The organism is Microbacterium paraoxydans (assembly GCF_019056515.1).
In the GTDB taxonomy this organism is placed as follows: domain Bacteria; phylum Actinomycetota; class Actinomycetes; order Actinomycetales; family Microbacteriaceae; genus Microbacterium.
Window position 1 is genome coordinate 2,013,589 of record NZ_CP064873.1, and the last position, 17,901, is coordinate 2,031,489.

The following is a 17,901-nucleotide window of genomic DNA, read 5'->3' on the forward strand; positions in this document are numbered from 1 at the left end:
CGCCCAGTCTAGGAGGTGGCCGGCTCGAACCAGGTTCCGATGTCGGCACCCGCGAGCGCCTGGGCGACGAGGTCCGCGCTGGTCACGAGGACGCCGATGCCGGAAGCCGCGGCCAGCCGGGCGGCGGAGACCTTCGTGGCCGCTCCCCCGGTGCCGACGCTGTTGACGACGGTGGCGCCGAACTCCAGCCCGGAGAGATCGGCGTCGGGGGCCACGATGTCGATGGGCTCCGCACCGGGGTCGCTCGGCGGGCGCGTGTACAGCGACTCGATGTCGCTGAGGAGGATGAGCGCGTCGGCCTCGATGAGCTGGGCGACGAGAGCGCCGAGCCGGTCGTTGTCGCCGAAGCGGATCTCCTGTGTCGCAACGGTGTCGTTCTCGTTCACGATCGGCAGGATGCGCAGCCCCAGCAGACGCTCCATGGCGCGACGCGCGTTCGACCGCGACGTCGGGTTCTCGAGGTCTCCGGTGGTGAGCAGCACCTGACCGGCGACGATGTCGAAGGGCCGCAGGGCCTCCTGATACCGGTAGACGAGGATGTTCTGGCCGACCGCGGCCGCGGCCTGCTGCGTGGCAAGGTCGGTGGGCCGCGCGTCCAGGCGGAGGAAGGGGATGCCGGACGCGATCGCTCCCGACGACACGAGCACGACCTCTGCTCCGCGGGCGTGCGCCGCGGCCAGCGCCTCGACGAGCACCGGGATGCGCCAGGACGACTCGCCGCTGATGGACGACGAGCCCACCTTGACGACGATCCGCGTCGCCGTCGCGAGGTCGGCGCGCGTGCGTGCGGTCACGCCTCGTCCTCGCGGTAGGTGGCCAGGCGCTCGGCCTCCAGCTCCGCGCGCGCCTGCGCCTTGGCGTCCATGCGCTCGTAGTACTGCTCGCGCCGCTCGGACGTGGTGCGGCGGGCGTTCGGCGCCAGACGCGGGTCGGTGCCGCGTGGCGCCGTCATGAGCTCGGCGGCGGAGCTCATCGTCGGCTCCCAGTCGAAGACGATGCTGTCGCCTTCGCCGATGACGACGGTCGAACCCTGCACGGCGCCGAGGCGGAAGAGCTCGTCCTCGACGCCCAGCTTCTCCAGACGGTCGGCGAGGTAGCCCACGGCCTCCTCGTTCTGGAAGTCGGTCTGCTGCACCCAGCGCACCGGCTTCTCGCCCAGGATGCGGTAGATGTTGCCGTAGGTGCCGCCCTCGACGCGGATCGTGAACGGCTTCACGGAGCCCTTCGGCCGGATGACGACGCGCTCGCGCGGCGCCTCGACCGCGGTCTCCTTGCGGTGCTGCTCGACCAGCTCGCCGAGCGCGAGTGTGAGGGGGCGCAGCCCCTCGTGCGAGACCGTGGAGATCTCGAACACCCGGAAACCACGGGCTTCCAGGTCAGGACGCACGAGGTCGGCGAGGTCACGGGCCTCCGGCACGTCGACCTTGTTCAGCGCCACGAACTGCGGGCGCTCCAGCAGCGGCGTCTGCCCCTCCGGCACCTCGTACGCGGCCAGCTCGGCGAGGATGACGTCGAGGTCGGAGATGGGGTCGCGGTTCGGCTCCAGCGTCGCGCAGTCGAGCACGTGCAGCAGGGCGGAGCAGCGCTCCACGTGCCGCAGGAACTCGAGTCCGAGCCCGCGGCCCTCGCTGGCGCCCTCGATGAGGCCGGGCACATCGGCGACGGTGTAGCGGAAGTCCTCCACCTGGACGACACCGAGGTTCGGGTGCAGCGTCGTGAAGGGGTAGTCGGCGATCTTGGGCCGTGCGGCCGAGATCGCGCCGATGAGGCTCGACTTGCCCGCGGAGGGATAGCCCACGAGGGCCACGTCGGCGACGGTCTTGAGCTCGAGCACGACATCGCCCTCGAAGCCCGGGGTGCCGAGCAGAGCGAACCCGGGAGCCTTGCGCTTGGGGGTCGCCAGGGCCGCGTTGCCCAGTCCGCCCTGACCGCCCGCGGCCACGACGAAGCGCTCGCCCGGCTCGATCATGTCGATCAGGACGTCGCCGTTCGGGTTCTTGACCACGGTGCCGACCGGGACGGGAAGCTCCAGGGTCTCGCCGTCGAAGCCGGAGCGGTGGTCGCCCATGCCCGGTCCGCCGTTGCCCGACGAGCGGTGCGGCGAGTGGTGGTACGACAGCAGCGTGCCGGTCTGCGTGTCGGCGACGAGCACGATGTCGCCGCCGTCGCCGCCGTTGCCGCCGTCCGGACCGCCGAGGGGCTTGAACTTCTCCCGGTGCACGGAGACGCAGCCGTTGCCGCCCTTGCCTGCACGCAGGTGCAGAGTGACGGTGTCGACGAACGTGACCATGTGCGAGTCCTTCGGTTGCTCAGGGTGCCTGACGGCAGATACACGGACGGGGCGAGCCGAAGCCCGCCCCGAACCGGATGTTTAGCGTGGTGCTGTGATCACTCAGCAGCAGCGACGATGTTGACGACCTTGCGGCCGCCCTTCGCGCCGAACTCGACCGCACCGGCGGCCAGAGCGAACAGCGTGTCGTCGCCACCACGGCCGACGTTGGCGCCGGGGTGGAAGTGGGTACCGCGCTGGCGGACGATGATCTCGCCGGCGAGGACCTGCTGACCGCCGAAGCGCTTCACGCCGAGGCGCTGTGCGTTGGAGTCACGACCGTTACGGGTGGAGCTTGCGCCCTTTTTGTGTGCCATGTCCTGGTCTCCTCGGTCTTACTTGATGCCGGTGATCTTGACGCGCGTGAGCTCCTGGCGGTGGCCCTGACGCTTCTTGTAGCCGGTCTTGTTCTTGTACTTCTGGATGACGATCTTCGGGCCGCGGAGGTTGCCGACGACCTCAGCCGTGACGGTGACCTTCGCCAGCGCGTCGGCGTCGGTGGTCACCGTGGAGCCGTCGACGAGCAGCACGGCGGGCAGCTGGATCTTGTCGCCCTGGGCAGCCTGAACACGGTCGAGCTGAACGATGGTGCCGACCTCGACCTTCTCCTGCCGGCCACCGGCGCGCACTACTGCGTAAACCACTTCATACCTGTTTCGTTGGGGAGCACGCGGCTCCGAGAATCTCACGGGAAGACTGTTGCTTGCATGCGTCGCTGGTACGACGGGCGCGAATGCAAGACTCTCCGCTTCGGCCGTCGAGGACGAGGCGGCATGCGCACCAAGGGACTACTTTACCGGATGCCGGACGACCTCGCAAAGTGAGCCGGGTGACGGGGCCGGTCGTAGGCTGACGGAGTGACCGTACTCGTCGACGACCCCCGCTGGCCCGCCCACGGACGCCTGTGGGCGCACCTGGTCAGCGACGACAACCTCGACGAGCTGCACGCGTTCGCGCGCAGCCACGGGATCCCGGCGCGGGCCTTCGACCTCGATCACTACGACGTCCCTGAGGACGCGGTCCCCCGGCTCATCGCCGGCGGTGCACAGCACGTCTCCGGCAGGGAGCTGGTGACCCGCCTGATCGCGTCAGGCCTCCGGGTCCGCGGACGCGACCGGCGCCACTGACGCCTCCGAGCTCACGGACACCGGCGTGCCGGAGAGCGCGGCGGTGGTGACCCGACGCCGTCCACGACCCTGACCCGGCGCCTTGGGCTCCGGGAGCGCGTCCAGGACCGAGTCGAGAAGCTCCTCGGTCGGCGTCTTCGGCCCCTTGCGGTCCCCGCGCTTCTTCCGGGCCTTCTTCGGGCGCTCCGACGCGGGAGCCGGTGCGGGCTCGGCGGCCGGAGCCTCGGCGACCGCGTCACCGGCAGGCGCGATCGTGGACGCGGCGATCTGCGCGAGGGCCGACTTGGCCCCCTCGGTGATGCTGTGGGTCACCGGCGGGGCGGCGGGGGCGGAGTGGTTTCCGCCGCCGTTGCCGTTGCCGTTGCCGCCGTTGCCGCGCTGGCGGCGTCCGCCGTTGCCGTTGCCGCCGTTGTTGTTGTTGTTGCCGTTGCCGTTCGCGCGGTGCTTCACGACCGGGTCGTGGTGGACGATCACGCCGCGACCCGCACACACCTCGCACGCCTCGCTGAAGGTCTCCAGCAGGCCGAGGCCGAGCTTCTTGCGCGTCATCTGCACGAGACCGAGCGAGGTGACCTCGGCGACCTGGTGCTTCGTCCGGTCGCGGCTCAGGCACTCGATGAGTCGACGCAGCACGAGGTCGCGGTTGGACTCCAGCACCATGTCGATGAAGTCGACGACGATGATGCCGCCGATGTCCCGCAGACGCAGCTGGCGGACGATCTCCTCCGCGGCCTCGAGGTTGTTCTTGGTGACGGTCTCCTCGAGGTTTCCGCCCGAGCCGACGAACTTGCCGGTGTTGACGTCGACGACCGTCATGGCCTCGGTGCGGTCGATCACGAGCGAGCCGCCGGAGGGCAGCCAGACCTTGCGATCCAACGCCTTCTCGATCTGCTCGGTGATCCGGAACGCGTCGAACGGGTCGACGTCGTCCTCATAGGCCTCGACGCGCTCGAGCAGGTCGGGCGCGACGCTCTCCAGGTACGCCCGGATCGTGCGCTGCGACTCCTCGCCCTGGATGAGCATCTTCGTGAAGTCCTCGTTGAAGACATCACGGACGATCTTCACGAGCAGGTCGGGCTCGGCGTGCAGGAGCGCGGGGGCCTGCTGGCTCTCGACCTGCTTCTGAATGTGCTCCCACTGCGAGGTGAGGCGCTGCACGTCGCGGGTCAGCTGCTCCTCGGTGGCGCCCTCGGCCGCCGTGCGGACGATCACGCCGGACGACTCCGGCAGCACCTCCTTGAGGATGCGCTTGAGTCGCGCGCGCTCGTTGTCGGGCAGCTTGCGGCTGATGCCGTTCATCGAGCCGCCGGGCACATACACCAGGTAGCGGCCGGGCAGCGAGATCTGGCTCGTGAGGCGGGCGCCCTTGTGCCCCACGGGGTCCTTGGTGACCTGGACGAGCACGCGATCGCCCGGCTTGAGCGCCAGTTCGATGCGACGGGGCTGGTTGCCGGTCTCGACGCCGTCCCAGTCGACCTCGCCCGAGTAGAGCACGGCGTTGCGGCCGCGACCGATGTCGACGAACGCGGCCTCCATGCTGGGAAGCACGTTCTGCACGCGACCGAGGTAGACGTTGCCGATCAGCGAGGCGTCCTGATTGCGGGCGACGTAGTGCTCCACGAGCACGCCGTCCTCCAGCACCCCGATCTGCGTGCGGCCGTTCTTGGAGCGCACGACCATCTTGCGGTCGACGGACTCCCGGCGTGCGAGGAACTCGGCCTCGGTCACGACCGGACGACGACGACCGGCGTCGCGGCCGTCACGACGGCGCTGCTTCTTGGCCTCGAGGCGCGTCGAGCCCTTGATCGCCTTCGGCTCGGTGATGTACTCGACGACGCGCTGGCGCTGCCGCGGCTCGTCGCGCTGGTCATCGCCCTCGGAGCCGCCGCGGCGACGACGCCCGCGGCGCCCTCCCCCGGACTCGTCCTGGTCGCGCTCCGGCGTACGGTCGTCACGACCGGGGCGGGCAGGAAGCGGGACGATCTCCGGTGCATAGAAGTGCAGCTGGGTCGACACCTGCGACACGAAGACCTCGGGCAGCAGTCCGAGCGACACCGCGGTGACGGCCGCGGGCTTCACCGGCTGCGCAGGGGCCTCGGGCTCGGCAGGGGCCTCGGGCTCGGCAGGAGCCTCGGACTCGGCAGGAGTTTCGGGCTCGGCAGGAGTTTCGGGCTCGGCAGGAGTTTCGGGCTCGGCAGGCGCCTCGGACTCCGCGGGAGCCTCGGACTCCGCGGGAGTTTCCGACTCCGCGGGAGCCTCGGACTCGGCAGGAGCATCCTCCGTCAGAGCCTGCGCCGCGGGAGCCTCGCTCTCCGCCTCGAGCTCTGCGGCGTCGGTGGGCGCCGTCAGCGGCTCCGCGGCATCAGCCGGGGCGTCGAGGGCGGGGGCGTTGTTGTCATTGTTCTCATCGGCCATCTCTGGCGTGCTCCCTGGCACGGTCCACTGCGTGTCCCGTGAAATCTCATGCGGCACCCGCGGGTGCCGCGAACTCAATCGGCCTGCGACCGGCTCATGGCTCTGGTCGCGTGGGGCATGGGCCCCGAAGTCTGCTCGACGCGTGTCGCGGCAACGCCGTTCATCGCATCACAGGTCATTATCGCACCAAGTCGGTCCGATCGCGGCATCCCGTCGCTCACCACCCGTTTTCTCCGGGCGGTTCTCGCCCTTTCCATAGCCGTCGCTGGGATAATCCTGAGCATGAGCGAGCAGCGCACCCGCCCCGTCGTCTATGCCGTGTGGTTGATCATCGCGAGCGTCATCGGCTGGTACGCCGCCTTCCAGCTCACCGTCGAGAAGTTCGCACTGCTGGAGAAGCCGCAGGAAGCGCTCGGGTGCGATCTCAGCCCGTTCATCCAGTGCAGCGTCAACCTGCAGTCGTGGCAGGGATCGGTGTTCGGCTTCCCGAACCCGATCATCGGTCTCACCGGCTGGATGGCGCCGCTCGTCGTCGGCGTCGCGATCCTCGCCGGGGCGCGGTTCCCGCGGTGGTTCTGGGCGGCGTTCGGGGCGGGCATCACCTTCGCCTTCGGCCTCGTGTGCTGGTTGATCGCGCAGAGCCTGTACAGCCTCTTCGTGCTCTGCCCCTGGTGCATGGTCACCTGGGCCGTGACGATCCCCACCTTCTTCGCCACGATGGTCCATCTGGCCCGCAACGGCACCTTCACAAGCAACGCGAAGGTCCGAGCGCGCGCCGAGAAGCTCATGCCGTGGGTGCCGCTGGCGACCGTCATCGCGTACGCGCTCATCATCTTCCTCGCGCAGCTGCAGGGACTCGACTTCCTCGGCGAGATGGCGAAGATCCTCTTCTGATCTCTCCGTGAGAACGACGAAGCCCGTCCGCCATTCCGGCGGACGGGCTTCGTCGTGAGGGTCGGGATCAGTCGAACCAGATGCCCAGCTCGCGGGCGGCCGACTCGGGGCTGTCCGAGCCGTGCACGAGGTTCTGCTGCACCTGGAGCCCCCAGTCGCGACCGAAGTCACCACGGATGGTGCCGGGCGCGGCGGTCGTGGGGTCGGTCGTGCCGGCGAGAGAGCGGAAGCCCTCGATGACACGGTTGCCGGCGAGACGGATCGCCACCGAGGGGCCGGACATCATGAACTCGAGCAGGGGCTCGTAGAACGGCTTGCCCTCGTGCTCGGCGTAGTGCGCGGCGAGCAGGTCGCGGTCGGGCTCGACGAGGCGGATGTCGACGAGGGCGTATCCCTTCGCCTCGATGCGGGCGAGGATCGTGCCGGTGAGGCCGCGGGCGACACCGTCCGGCTTGACGAGGACGAGGGTTTCTTCGGTGGCCATGTCATTCACTCTCTGTGTCTGCGTTCTGCGCGGTCGGAGCCCCGCTCGGGCGTCGTGCGTCCAGGCGTGCCCCCATGATGGTCGCATACGCCCACATGCCGCCGAAAATCAGGACGACGAGAAGCACCGCAGGGACGGCGATGGCCGACAACGCGACCACGATCTGCACGATCCACCCGGCGGGGATCGCCCAGGGCTTCGTGATCATGCCCGCGATGACGACGCAGGCCACGGCCACGACGGCACCGCCCACGATCCCCCACCACTGCTCGATGCCCGCCGGCAGAGCCTTCAGGCCGAAGATGGTGAGGCCGACGAGGAAGACGACGATCGCCTCGAAGCCGAGCACCACCGGGGCGAGCTTCTGCACGAGGGTGCGCGGGGCGCGCGGTCGACGCGGGGCGGCGGCGGCACTCATGCGCGCCACCCCGACTTCCAGTCCTCCTCTTCGGAGAGCGCGATCGCCTCGCCCGCGAGCACGACGGAGCCGGCGATGACCACGGCCCGACGATCCGACGAGGCCGCCCATTCCCGGGCCGCGTCCGCGGCGTCTGCGAGGGACGGGTGCACGGTGGCGCGCCGTCCGGCCTGTTCGACGAGATCGGCGATGAGGTCGGCATCGCTGGCGCGGTCCGACTCCGGCGCGGTCGCGAAGACGTGCGCGGCGGCCGGCGCGAGCCGCGCGACGATCCCCGCTGCGTCCTTGTCCGCGAGGACGCCGAGCACCAGGCCCCACTCGTCGAAGTCGAAGCTGTCGTCCAGCGCCTGGGCGAGCGCCGCGGCGCCGTGCGGGTTGTGCGCGGCGTCGACGATGACGGTGGGAGCGATGCCGAGGAGCTGCAGGCGGCCGGGAGACGTGCTGCCCTGGAGTCCGTCGGAGATCACGCCGCCGGCGATCGCCTGGCCGGCGCCGCCGATGAGCGACTCGACGGCGGCGACGGCCAGCGCGGCGTTGTGGCCCTGGTGCGCGCCGTACAGCGGCAGGTACTCCTCCTCGTACTGCCCCGCGAGGCCCCGGATGGTGAGGAGCTGACCGCCGACGGCGAGCTTCTGCTCGGCGAGCCCGAAGTCCTCGCCTTCGAAGGCGATGGTGGCATGGCGCTCCGCGGCCACGCGGCGCAGCACCTCGGCGGCCTCGGCGGGCTGGTGGGCGGAGACGACGGCGGCGCCCTCCTTGATGATGCCGGCCTTGACCTGGGCGATCTCGGCGATCGTGCTTCCCAGGCGGTCCGCGTGGTCGATGTCGATCGGAGCGAACACCGCCACGTCGCCGTCGGCGGTGTTCGTGGAGTCCCACTCCCCGCCCATGCCGACCTCGAGCACGAGCACGTCGACGGGTGCGTCGGCGACCGCGACGAAGGCGAGGACCGTGAGGAGCTCGAAGAACGTCAGCGGGGCCTCCCCCGCCGCCTCGAGCTCGGCGTCGACGATCCCCACGAACGGCTCGATCTCGTCCCAGGCGTCGGCGACGGCCTCATCGGAGATCGGCTCGCCGTCGATCATGATGCGCTCCGTGAAGCGCTCCAGGTGCGGGCTCGTGAACAGGCCGGTGCGCAGGTCATGGGCACGCAGCAGGCTCTCGATCATCCGCGCGGTCGACGTCTTGCCGTTGGTGCCGGTGATGTGGATGACGCGGTAGGTGCGCTGCGGATCGTCGAGGTACTCGAGGATCCGCGCCGTCCGCTCCTTGCGTGGCTGCACCCAGCGTTCCCCGGCACGGCTCAGCAGCGTCTCGTAGACGGCGTCGGCCCGGTCTCTCGCACTCATGCGCCCACCTTCTCCAGGTTCGTGTCGATCGTGACGAGGAGCGGCGCCTTCCCGGCCCCGAGGGCCTTCGCCCCGCTCCGATGCACGCCGTCTCCGGGGCTGGTGACCTCGTCGACGAGCCGGTCGAGGTCGTCGGTCGGCTGCACGGCGAACGCCACGGCGAGCGTCTCGGCGGCGATGAGGTCGGCATGGGTCTCCAGCGCCGCCGCCTCCGCGGGAGCGGCGTTGAGGGCCAGCACGATCCGGTCGCTGACGTCGAGCCCGGCGTTCTTGCGCGCCTCCTGCACGACGCGGATGGCGTCGCGGGCGATGCCCTCGGCTTCCAGCTCCGGCGTCGTGTCGGTGTCGAGCAGGACGAACCCTCCGGACGGGACGATGGCCAGGGCCTCCCCCTCGGGGCGACCCGTGGTCTCGAGGACGAGGTCGTACTCGGCGGGCTCCAGCTCGATGCCGCCGGCGGTCACGACGCCGTCGGTCTCGGACCAGTCACCCGAGCGCGCGGCCTGGATGGCCTTCTGCACGTCCTTGCCGAGGCGCGGACCCGCGGCGCGGGCGTTCACGCTCAGCCGGTGGCTGATGCCATACTCCCCGGCTGCCTCATCGGTCAGCGGGACGAGCTCGACGGTCTTCACGTTGAGCTCCTCGCGGAGGATGTCCTCGAACTGGCCGAGGTCGCCCGCGAGCGGAGAGACCACCGTGAGCCGTGCGAGCGGCAGGCGCACGCGCAGCTTCTCCTTCTTGCGCAGCGCGTTGCCGACGCTCGACAGCTCACGGACGGCATCCATGGCGTCGCGGATCTCGTCGGCGGCAGGGAACTGATCCGCATCCGGCCAGTCCTGCAGGTGCACGCTGCGCCCGCCGGTGAGACCCTGCCACACGCGCTCGCTGATCAGCGGGACGAGCGGCGCGGCCACGCGGCACAGCGTCTCCAGCACGGTGTACAGGGTGTCGAACGCCTCGCGGCTCTTCGGGTCGTCCGTCACGCCCACCCAGAACCGGTCGCGCGAACGGCGGATGTACCAGTTCGTCAGCACCTCGCCGAAGTCGCGCAGTCGCGCGGACGCGGTGGTCGAGTCCAGACCCTCCAGATCGGCCCGGACCTCGCGGACGAGGTCGCCCAGCCGCGCGAGGATGTACCGGTCGAGGACGTCGGTCGAGTCGGTGCGCCACGACGCCTCGTACCCGCCTCCCTGGGGTGCCGAGCCTGTCGAAGCATTCGCATACGTCGCGAAGAAGTACCACGAGTTCCACAGCGGCAGCAGGAACTCCCGCACGCCGGACCGGATGCCCTCCTCGGTGACGATGAGGTTGCCGCCACGGAGCACTGCGCTCGACATCAGGAACCAGCGCATCGCGTCGGACCCGTCGCGGTCCAGAACCTCGGACACGTCGGGGTAGTTCCGCAGCGACTTCGACATCTTGTAGCCGTCGCTGCCGAGCACGATGCCGTGGCAGCTGACGCCCGTGAACGCCGGGCGGTTGAACAACGCCGTCGAGAGCACGTGCATGACGTAGAACCAGCCGCGGGTCTGGCCGATGTACTCCACGATGAAGTCGGCCGGGGAGTGCGAGTCGAACCACTCCTGGTTCTCGAACGGATAGTGCACCTGGGCGTAGGGCATCGAGCCGGAGTCGAACCACACGTCGAAGACGTCGCCGATGCGCCGCATCGTGCTCTTGCCCGTGGGGTCGTCGGGGTTCGGCCTGGTCAGATCGTCGATGTAGGGGCGGTGCAGGTCCACCTCGCCCTCGGGGTTGCGCGGCAGCGTGCCGAAGTCGCGCTCCAGCTCCTCCAGCGAGCCGTAGGCGTCGACGCGCGGGTACTCCGGGTCGTCGCTCTTCCAGATCGGGATGGGCGAGCCCCAGTAGCGGTTGCGGCTGATCGACCAGTCGCGGGCGCCCTCGAGCCACTTGCCGAACTGCCCCTCCTTCACGTTCTCCGGCACCCAGGTGATCTGCTCGTTGTTCGCGAGGAGGTCGTCCTTGATGTCGGTGACCCGGATGAACCAGCTCGACACGGCCTTGTAGATGAGGGGGTTCCGGCAGCGCCAGCAGTGCGGGTAGGAGTGCTCGTAGCTCTGCAGCCGGACCAGGCGACCGTTGTCGCGGATGATCCGCACGAGCGGGGTGTTCGCGTCCATCCACAGCTCGCCCGCGACATCCGTGACGTTCGGGAGGAAGCGCCCGCCGTCGTCGAGGGACAGGATCGTCGGGATGCCCGCAGCGCCGGCGACGCGCTGGTCGTCCTCACCGTAGGCGGGTGCTTGGTGGACGATGCCGGTGCCGTCGGTGGTGGTGACGTAGTCGTCGACGAGGATGCGCCAGGCGTTCCCCGTGCCGTAGGTCTCCTCGTCCGCGTAGTAGTCGAACAGGCGGTCGTAGGTGACGTCGGCCAGCTCCGCACCGCGCAGCGTGGCGTCGACCGCGGCGAGCGCGTCCTCCGGGCTCTCGTAACCGAGATCCTTGGCGTACCCGCCGAGCAGATCCTTCGCGAGCAGGTAGCGGTGCGCAGAGGCCTCGACCGCGAGCTGGTCGGCCGAGGGAGCGGCGCGCCCCTGGTGCACGTCGGAGGCGCCGGCGGGACCGGCGGGCAGCACGACGTACTCGATGTCCGGCCCCACGGCGAGCGCGAGGTTGGTCGGCAGGGTCCACGGGGTCGTCGTCCAGGCGAGGGCGCGCACGCCGGTGAGCCCGAGCGCCTCGGCCTTGGCGCCGGTGAGCGGGAAGGTGACCGTGACCGACGGGTCCTGTCGCATCTGGTAGACGTCGTCGTCCATGCGCAGCTCGTGGGCGGACAACGGCGTCTCATCGCGCCAGCAGTACGGGAGCACACGGTAGCCCTCGTAGGCGAGCCCCTTGTCGTACAGGGTCTTGAAGGCCCAGAGCACGCTCTCCATGTAGCCGAGGTCGAGCGTCTTGTAGCCGCGCTCGAAGTCCACCCACCGGGCCTGGCGGGTGACGTAGTCCTCCCACTCCCGCGTGTACTTCAGGACCGAGGAGCGCGCCTTCTCGTTGAAGACGTCGATCCCCATCTCCTCGATCTCGCTCTTCTCGGTGATCCCGAGCTGCTTCATCGCCTCGAGCTCGGCGGGGAGCCCGTGGGTGTCCCATCCGAAGACGCGGTCGACCTTGTGCCCGATCATGGTCTGGAAGCGCGGGAACACGTCCTTCGCGTAGCCCGTGAGCAGGTGGCCGTAGTGCGGCAGACCGTTCGCGAAGGGAGGGCCGTCGTAGAACACCCACTCGGGAGCGCCTTCGCGCTGCTCGATGGAGGCGCGGAAGGTGTCGTCGGTCTTCCAGAAGTCGAGCACCTCCTCCTCGATCTGCGGGAAGCGGGGGCTCGGCGCCACAGTGGTGGCCTGGTCGGCGGCGGGGCCGAAGGAGGAGCGCGGGTAGGTCATGGTCTCTCGCAGTGGTCGTCGTGGCGGATGCTGCTGCGAGGACGATCCTCGCGGACCGCGGTACCACCTCGCGTGCCCCTGCGTCCCCTCGACAAGCTCAGAGACCCACGGACCACTCTCACTGCGGCTGTGACGGGCCTGCCCCGCTCGGTTCTACTGAGTCCGTCGCCGGACCGTTCTTCCGAGAGCTCCCCGGTGATGGCCGGATCGATGCTCGTGTGCCCATTGTACGCGTGCTCCTCCTCCCGCGGATTCTCTTCGACGTCGCAGGACCCGGGGACATCCCTGCGACCCGGGGCGGGATCTGCGACATCACGCCGTGCGAGCACGATGCAGTCCCTGGGCGACGGCGCGCATGACGAGGTCCTGCACCGCGGGCCACTCGTCCATCACCTGGTGGTAGCCCAGACGGATGACGTGGTAGCCGCGCAGCTTCAGCTCCGCCTCGTGGCGGTTGTCCTGGTCGCGCTGGGCTCCGACATGCGTGCCGCCGTCGATCTGCAGCACGAGCCGCTCGCCGATCAGGGCGTCCACTCGGTGCCCGGCGATCCACGTCTGGAAGCGCAGCGGCAGCCGGAGCCAGCGCAGTCGCACGCGCAGGTAGGTCTCGAGCCCCGCATCCGCGAACGGCAGCGCCTCGGCCAGGAGCCGCCGCGCGCGCGGTCCCCAGCGGAGTCGGAGCAGGCTCTCTCGATCGACGAGCCCCTTGTTCAATGCCGACTCCCAGGTCGCGAGCGCCTGTTCGTACGGCTCGCACGTGGACACCAGGCTCAGCACGTTCTCGATCGGGTCCTCCAGGGCATCGGGGTGTCGCGGGACCAGAGGCCGAGCCCAGTGCACGCGGGCCTCCGGCGGCTTCCCGCCCCGGCTGCCCGGGCTGGCCGCGAGGTGAAGGCGCGGTCTCTCGTCGTGCACCCAGATGCCCAGCCGCCGCGCCTGCGTCACGCACGTCAGCAGAACACCGTGTTGCGCCGCGGTCACCCGACGCGGATCGGCGTCGGGCAGCGCCACCCACCCCACCCGCACCCGCTGGATCATCCGCTCCGAGACCGCCGTCTCGAGGTCGTACCGGCTGACCCCGTATTCCCGGAGCCGCTCGACCCGCGCGACTCCGTCGACCTCGCGCATCGCCTGCAGCAGCCGTGCCCGCCTCATCCCGTTCATGCCCCCGATGCTGCTCCCCATCCCCTCCCGTGCTCCCCACCCCGGCCAGCTCCTCCCATTCCCTGTGCACAACTCCCCCCACACCCCCTCCCGTGCAGCCCGAGTCCCTCTCCTCCGGACCCCCGCTCGATGTCGCAGATTCCCGCCCACGTCGGAGGAACCCGCCGAGGGCCTGCGACGCGGCGCAGATCAGCGATCTCTCGCAGGCTGAGGCCCGGAGCCACGGAGCTGGGTCAGGGCCGCGGTGGGCCGGGGCCAGGTCGCAGATTGGGACTCCTGTCGCAGGGGCTGCGCGAGAGGGGGCGACACGGTGAGGATCTGCGACCTGGGACCGGAGCAGGACGGAGTGAGGGTGTCGGAGCGAGGACATAGCCTCGGAGGATGCCGAACTCCCCGACCGCACCCCGTGTGTCCGCGCCCGACCTCCCGCCCGTGCTGGAGCCCCGTGAAGCCGCGCGCCGGGCCGACCTCCTCGCCGCCGCGCTGGAGCTCACGGGCACCGTCGACCTCGCGTACGCCACGCTCGAGCAGTGCGCGGTCCAGGCGGACGCCGACAGCATCGACCTCACCGGGGCCACGCTCCTCGACGTCGACCTGCCCGAACCGCGCATCGCGTCGCTCCGGCTGCGGAACGCGAGCATCCGTCGACTCCGGATCACGGGCGGCCGCATCGGGACCCTCGACCTCGGTGACGCCCGCGTGGCCGAGCTCGAGCTGCGGGACGTGCGCATCGACTACCTGAACCTGGGCGCCGCCCGCGCCGAAGACGTCGACGTCGTGGGATGCGCCGTCCGCACGATCGACATCCCGCAGGCCGAACTGACACGCGTCCGGTTCCAGGCCACGCGCAGCGACGAGGTCGACCCCCGGGGCCTGCGCGCGAAGGACGTGGACCTCCGCGGCCTCGACGCGCTCTCCTACCTCGACGTCCAGAGCCTGCGCGGCACCACGCTCTCGTCGGTGCAGGTGCAGCAGCTCGCCCCGGTGATGGCGGCCGGGCTCGGGATCACCGTCACGGACTGACGGGGCCGCTGGCCGCGAGCAGCTCCCGGGTGAACGGATGCTGCGGCGCCGCGAACACCGCCGCCGTGGGCCCCTGCTCGACGATCCGGCCGTCCTGCATGACCAGGACGTCGTCCGCGACGGCGCCGACGACGTCGAGGTCGTGGGAGACGAAGACCATCGTGAGCCGCCGCTCCTCCTGCACCCGCCCGAGGAGCCGGAGCACCCGCTCGCGCACCGAGGGGTCGAGGGCGGAGACGGGCTCGTCCAGCACCAGCACGTCCGGGTCCGCCGCGAGAGCGCGGGCCAGGGCCGCCCGTTGCCGCTGCCCGCCCGACAGCGCCGCCGGCCGTCGGGCCGCCAGACTCGCATCGAGCCCGACCTCCGCGAGCAGCGCCGCCACCCGCTTCCGACGCGCACCACGCGGCACCCCTCCCGCCTCCAGTGCCTCCTCCAGCGACCGCCCGACCGTCCACCGCGGGTCGAAGGCGCCGAGCGGGTTCTGGTGCACGAGCTGCACGCGCGGCGTTCCGGTCCAGCGCAGCACTCCGGTGTCCGGCCTCTCGACGCCCACCAGCATCCGGGCGAGGGTCGTCTTGCCCGATCCGGATTCGCCGACGATGCCCAGCGTCCGACCGGCAGACACCGTGAACGAGGCGTCGACGACGGCGGCCACCCCGCCGAACGCCTTGGACACCTCCTCGGCGACGACCACGACGTCCGAGGACGCCGCACGCTCCTCCCGCGGCTCATGCATCGTCGCCGCGATGAGCTGCCGCGTGTACGGGTGCTGGGGGGCGGCGAGCACCTCCGCGACCGGGCCGGACTCCACGATCCGGCCGTCCTTCATCACGAGCACGCGATCCGCCACCCGCCGCACGGCCGCGAAGTCGTGGCTGATGAACACCACGGCGGTGCCGTCGTCGGCGATCTCCCGCAGCAGCACGAGGATCCGGGCCTGCACGGTCGCGTCCAGGGCCGTGGTGGGCTCATCAGCGACGAGCACCGCGGGGTTCCCGGCGAGCGCCGAGGCGATGAGCGCGCGCTGCCGCAATCCTCCGGAGAGCTCCTGCGGACGCTGCCGTGCACGGCGGTCGGGGTCGGGCATCCACACCCGTCCGAGAAGCTCCCGCACCCGCGCGGCGAGGGCCGCGCGCCCGCGCACGAGGCGGTGCAGCCGCAGCGGCTCGGCGATCTCGTCCGCGATCCGTCGCAACGGGTCCAGTGACACGAGGGCGTCCTGCGAGACGAGGCCGATCCTGGTCCCCCGGAGCCGCCGCCAGCCGCGCTCGGTCAGGGTGGCGGCGTCCACCCCGTCGATGCGGAGCCGGTCGACGGCGACGTCTGCCGTCGGCGGCGTGAGGCCGAGCAGAGCGCGGGCCGAGAGCGACTTCCCCGCCCCCGACTCCCCCACGATCGCCACGCACTCGCCGGCGTCCACCGTGAACGAGACGTCCTCCACGACGGGAGTCCCCGCGAAGGCGATCCGCAGCCCCTCGACCTCCAGCGCCGCACTCATGCGTCCCTCCCGTCCGCCCGCGCTCGGAGGATGCGTCCGACCACCGTCGCGCACACCACCGTCAGCGTGATCGCGAGTCCGGGGAAGACCGACACCCACCAGGCCTGTCCGAGCACATTGCGCCCGCCGGCGAGCATGAGGCCCCACTCCGGGGTCGGCTCGGACGGCCCGAGGCCCAGGAAGCTCAGTCCGGCGGCGGCGAGGATGCTCGACCCGATGCCGATGGTCGCCAGCACGCTCAGCGCACCCAGCACCCCGGGCACGACGTGGCGGCGGAACGCCCGCAGCGGCGGCACGCCGAGGATCCGGGCGGCCTCGACATGCTCGGCCACGCGCAGCGTCCTGGTCTGCACGCGGGCGAGGCGCACGTACACGGGTGCGGCGGCCAGCGTCACCGCGATGGCGATGTTCACCGGTCCCGGACCCAGCACGGCCACCACGACGAGCGCCACCAGGAACTCCGGGAACGCCATGAGCACGTCGTTGATGCGCATGAGCGTGACGTCCACACCCCGAGGCGACATGCCGGCGAGCGCCCCCACGAGCAGGCCCGCGGCGAGGGCGATGGCGGTGGCGAGAAGCCCGATCCCGACCGAGCGCCCCGCGCCGAACACCACGCGGGAGTACACGTCGCGGCCGCTCTGATCGGTGCCGAAGAGGTGCTCGGCGCTCGGCGGCAGCAGAGCGGCCCGGACCTCCGTCTGCAGCGGATCGTGCGTGGCGAGCAGCCCCGGCCACAGGGCGGCGACGGCGACCACGACCAGCACGACCGCGGCGGAGCCCAGCAGGATCCGCTGCCCCCGACTCATCGGACGACTCCGGGTCGGGAGGAGGCGGCGACACGGGGGTCGATCAGCGGATGCACGAGCTCCACCACCACGTTGATGACGACGAACACGAGAGCGCTCAGCAGGATGATCCCGGTGAGGACGGGGAGATCGCGGTCGTTGATGGCGGCGAGGGTGACCCGCCCCAGGCCGGGCCGGGCGAACACGGTCTCGACGAGAAGCGCACCCCCGAGGACCGAGCCGGTGAGGTAGGCCGCGAGGGTGACCGCCGACGCGGCGCCGTGGCGCACCCCGTGCCGCAGCGTGAACCAGGTGGGTCCGGCACCCCGCGCACGCACCGTCTCCGCGAAGGGCATCCGTTCCGCCTGCATCAGCCCATCACGCAGCACCTGGCTGAGCAGTGCCGCCACCGGGAGGGCGAGCGTGATCGCCGGGAGGACGATGGTCGCCGGATTGCGGGTGCCCGAGACGGGGAACCAGCCGAGACCGAACGCGAAGACGCTGAGCAGCAGCAGCCCGATCCAGAACACCGGCGAGGAGAGCACCACGAGCTCGACGCCGGCGGCCACCGTGCGCCCGACACGGCCCCGCACGAAGACCGCCACCGCGAGGGCGAGGACGACGGCGATCCCCAGCGCCAGGGCCGAGAGCTGCACGGTCGCGCCCAGTTGCCGTCCGATGACCTCGGTCACCGGCAGCCGCAGCTGGTACGACTCGCCGAGGTCACCCCGGGCGAGCTGCCCGATGAAGCCGACGTACTGCTCCAGCGGCGGGCGGTCGAGACCGAGATCGGCGCGGATGCCGTCCTTGACCGCCTCGCTCACCTGCGCCTGCGGCCCCAGCATCACCGAGACCGGGTCGCCGGGGATCACCCGGAAGGCCAGGAACGCCACCGTCGCGGCGCCCCACAGCACGATGACCACCGAGGCGAGGAGCCCGAGGGCGCGGCCGAGCACCGCCTTCACGGTTCGATCACTCCGCCCGCTCCCTCGAAACGACGGCCGCCGGATG

Annotated in this window: 16 protein-coding genes; 3 read left to right on the forward strand and 13 right to left on the reverse strand. The window is 70.8% G+C overall.

The genetic code is table 11. From position 1 onward, the window contains the following. Nucleotides 1-8: 8 nt before the first annotated feature. From proB to rplU, 4 genes are all read right to left on the reverse strand, one after another. Nucleotides 9-794, reverse strand: a complete 786-nt coding sequence (gene proB, locus IZR02_RS09695; protein WP_025104970.1) for a glutamate 5-kinase — start codon at nucleotides 792-794, stop codon at nucleotides 9-11. Further along, entirely contained in the window at nucleotides 791-2,290 is a 1,500-nt protein-coding gene (gene obgE, locus IZR02_RS09700) for a GTPase ObgE (protein WP_025104971.1), read from the reverse strand. The genes proB and obgE overlap by 4 nt, the downstream gene beginning before the upstream one ends. 98 nt (nucleotides 2,291-2,388) lie before the next feature. Then, on the reverse strand, nucleotides 2,389-2,646 hold the full coding sequence (rpmA, locus tag IZR02_RS09705) for a 50S ribosomal protein L27 (protein WP_025104972.1): 258 nt from the start codon (nucleotides 2,644-2,646) through the stop codon (nucleotides 2,389-2,391). An 18-nt stretch (nucleotides 2,647-2,664) separates the two neighbouring features. Further along, the gene (gene rplU, locus IZR02_RS09710) at nucleotides 2,665-2,973 is read right to left on the reverse strand and encodes a 50S ribosomal protein L21 (protein ID WP_025104973.1); all 309 of its coding nucleotides are present in this window, start codon (nucleotides 2,971-2,973) and stop codon (nucleotides 2,665-2,667) included. A 213-nt stretch (nucleotides 2,974-3,186) separates the two neighbouring features. Here rplU and IZR02_RS09715 point away from each other — a divergent pair, with 213 nt between their 5' ends. Beyond that, complete coding sequence (locus tag IZR02_RS09715; protein ID WP_025104974.1) at nucleotides 3,187-3,456, forward strand: DUF4031 domain-containing protein; 270 nt, start codon at nucleotides 3,187-3,189, stop codon at nucleotides 3,454-3,456. Here the strand turns inward: IZR02_RS09715 and IZR02_RS09720 are convergent. Then, nucleotides 3,418-5,871, reverse strand: a complete 2,454-nt coding sequence (locus tag IZR02_RS09720) for an Rne/Rng family ribonuclease (protein ID WP_025104975.1) — start codon at nucleotides 5,869-5,871, stop codon at nucleotides 3,418-3,420. The two genes, IZR02_RS09715 and IZR02_RS09720, sit on opposite strands and share 39 nt — an antisense overlap. Before the next feature lie 282 nt (nucleotides 5,872-6,153). Between IZR02_RS09720 and IZR02_RS09725 the strand changes: the two genes are divergently transcribed. Beyond that, the gene (locus IZR02_RS09725; RefSeq protein ID WP_025104976.1) at nucleotides 6,154-6,765 is read left to right on the forward strand and encodes a vitamin K epoxide reductase family protein; all 612 of its coding nucleotides are present in this window, start codon (nucleotides 6,154-6,156) and stop codon (nucleotides 6,763-6,765) included. A 67-nt stretch (nucleotides 6,766-6,832) separates the two neighbouring features. Here the strand turns inward: IZR02_RS09725 and ndk are convergent, their stop codons facing one another. The 5 genes from ndk to IZR02_RS09750 form a co-directional block, all read right to left on the reverse strand. Next, nucleotides 6,833-7,249, reverse strand: coding sequence for a nucleoside-diphosphate kinase (gene ndk / locus IZR02_RS09730; RefSeq protein WP_025104977.1), 417 nt, complete (start codon nucleotides 7,247-7,249; stop codon nucleotides 6,833-6,835). A 1-nt stretch (nucleotide 7,250) separates the two neighbouring features. Further along, complete coding sequence (locus tag IZR02_RS09735; RefSeq protein ID WP_231919630.1) at nucleotides 7,251-7,667, reverse strand: DUF4233 domain-containing protein; 417 nt, start codon at nucleotides 7,665-7,667, stop codon at nucleotides 7,251-7,253. Further along, nucleotides 7,664-9,016, reverse strand: a complete 1,353-nt coding sequence (locus IZR02_RS09740) for a bifunctional folylpolyglutamate synthase/dihydrofolate synthase (RefSeq protein ID WP_217316405.1) — start codon at nucleotides 9,014-9,016, stop codon at nucleotides 7,664-7,666. Before IZR02_RS09740 ends, IZR02_RS09735 begins: the two co-directional genes overlap by 4 nt. Beyond that, nucleotides 9,013-12,417, reverse strand: coding sequence for an isoleucine--tRNA ligase (gene ileS / locus IZR02_RS09745; RefSeq protein ID WP_217316406.1), 3,405 nt, complete (start codon nucleotides 12,415-12,417; stop codon nucleotides 9,013-9,015). Before ileS ends, IZR02_RS09740 begins: the two co-directional genes overlap by 4 nt. Nucleotides 12,418-12,729: 312 nt before the next feature. Next, entirely contained in the window at nucleotides 12,730-13,581 is an 852-nt protein-coding gene (locus IZR02_RS09750) for an endonuclease domain-containing protein (RefSeq protein ID WP_240183581.1), read from the reverse strand. 381 nt (nucleotides 13,582-13,962) lie between these two features. Between IZR02_RS09750 and IZR02_RS09755 the strand changes: the two genes are divergently transcribed. Continuing rightward, nucleotides 13,963-14,604 carry a pentapeptide repeat-containing protein gene (locus IZR02_RS09755; protein WP_025104982.1) on the forward strand — a complete coding sequence of 214 codons (642 nt, stop codon included), beginning with the start codon at nucleotides 13,963-13,965 and terminating at the stop codon, nucleotides 14,602-14,604. On the opposite strand, the gene IZR02_RS09760 is transcribed toward IZR02_RS09755, so the two are convergent. The 3 genes from IZR02_RS09760 to IZR02_RS09770 are packed head-to-tail and all read right to left on the reverse strand — an operon-like array spanning nucleotide 14,594 to nucleotide 17,855. After that, nucleotides 14,594-16,102 (reverse strand): ATP-binding cassette domain-containing protein, encoded by a 1,509-nt coding sequence (locus IZR02_RS09760; RefSeq protein WP_025104983.1) that lies wholly within the window; start codon nucleotides 16,100-16,102, stop codon nucleotides 14,594-14,596. The two genes, IZR02_RS09755 and IZR02_RS09760, sit on opposite strands and share 11 nt — an antisense overlap. Then, on the reverse strand, nucleotides 16,099-16,911 hold the full coding sequence (locus IZR02_RS09765; RefSeq protein ID WP_025104984.1) for an ABC transporter permease: 813 nt from the start codon (nucleotides 16,909-16,911) through the stop codon (nucleotides 16,099-16,101). Before IZR02_RS09765 ends, IZR02_RS09760 begins: the two co-directional genes overlap by 4 nt. Next, nucleotides 16,908-17,855, reverse strand: coding sequence for an ABC transporter permease (locus IZR02_RS09770; RefSeq protein ID WP_025104985.1), 948 nt, complete (start codon nucleotides 17,853-17,855; stop codon nucleotides 16,908-16,910). Before IZR02_RS09770 ends, IZR02_RS09765 begins: the two co-directional genes overlap by 4 nt. Nucleotides 17,856-17,901 lie beyond the last annotated feature (46 nt).

Excerpts from the sequence above, each read along its gene's own strand:
- obgE (WP_025104971.1), bottom strand. The coding sequence starts at position 2,290 with ATGGTCACGTTCGTCGACACCGTCACTCTGCACCTGCGTGCAGGCAAG.
- rpmA (WP_025104972.1), bottom strand. The coding sequence starts at position 2,646 with ATGGCACACAAAAAGGGCGCAAGCTCCACCCGTAACGGTCGTGACTCC.
- IZR02_RS09720 (WP_025104975.1), bottom strand. The coding sequence starts at position 5,871 with ATGGCCGATGAGAACAATGACAACAACGCCCCCGCCCTCGACGCCCCG.
- IZR02_RS09725 (WP_025104976.1), top strand. The coding sequence starts at position 6,154 with ATGAGCGAGCAGCGCACCCGCCCCGTCGTCTATGCCGTGTGGTTGATC.
- ndk (WP_025104977.1), bottom strand. The coding sequence starts at position 7,249 with ATGGCCACCGAAGAAACCCTCGTCCTCGTCAAGCCGGACGGTGTCGCC.
- IZR02_RS09735 (WP_231919630.1), bottom strand. The coding sequence starts at position 7,667 with ATGAGTGCCGCCGCCGCCCCGCGTCGACCGCGCGCCCCGCGCACCCTC.
- IZR02_RS09740 (WP_217316405.1), bottom strand. The coding sequence starts at position 9,016 with ATGAGTGCGAGAGACCGGGCCGACGCCGTCTACGAGACGCTGCTGAGC.
- ileS (WP_217316406.1), bottom strand. The coding sequence starts at position 12,417 with ATGACCTACCCGCGCTCCTCCTTCGGCCCCGCCGCCGACCAGGCCACC.
- IZR02_RS09750 (WP_240183581.1), bottom strand. The coding sequence starts at position 13,581 with ATGAACGGGATGAGGCGGGCACGGCTGCTGCAGGCGATGCGCGAGGTC.
- IZR02_RS09755 (WP_025104982.1), top strand. The coding sequence starts at position 13,963 with ATGCCGAACTCCCCGACCGCACCCCGTGTGTCCGCGCCCGACCTCCCG.
- IZR02_RS09760 (WP_025104983.1), bottom strand. The coding sequence starts at position 16,102 with ATGAGTGCGGCGCTGGAGGTCGAGGGGCTGCGGATCGCCTTCGCGGGG.
- IZR02_RS09765 (WP_025104984.1), bottom strand. The coding sequence starts at position 16,911 with ATGAGTCGGGGGCAGCGGATCCTGCTGGGCTCCGCCGCGGTCGTGCTG.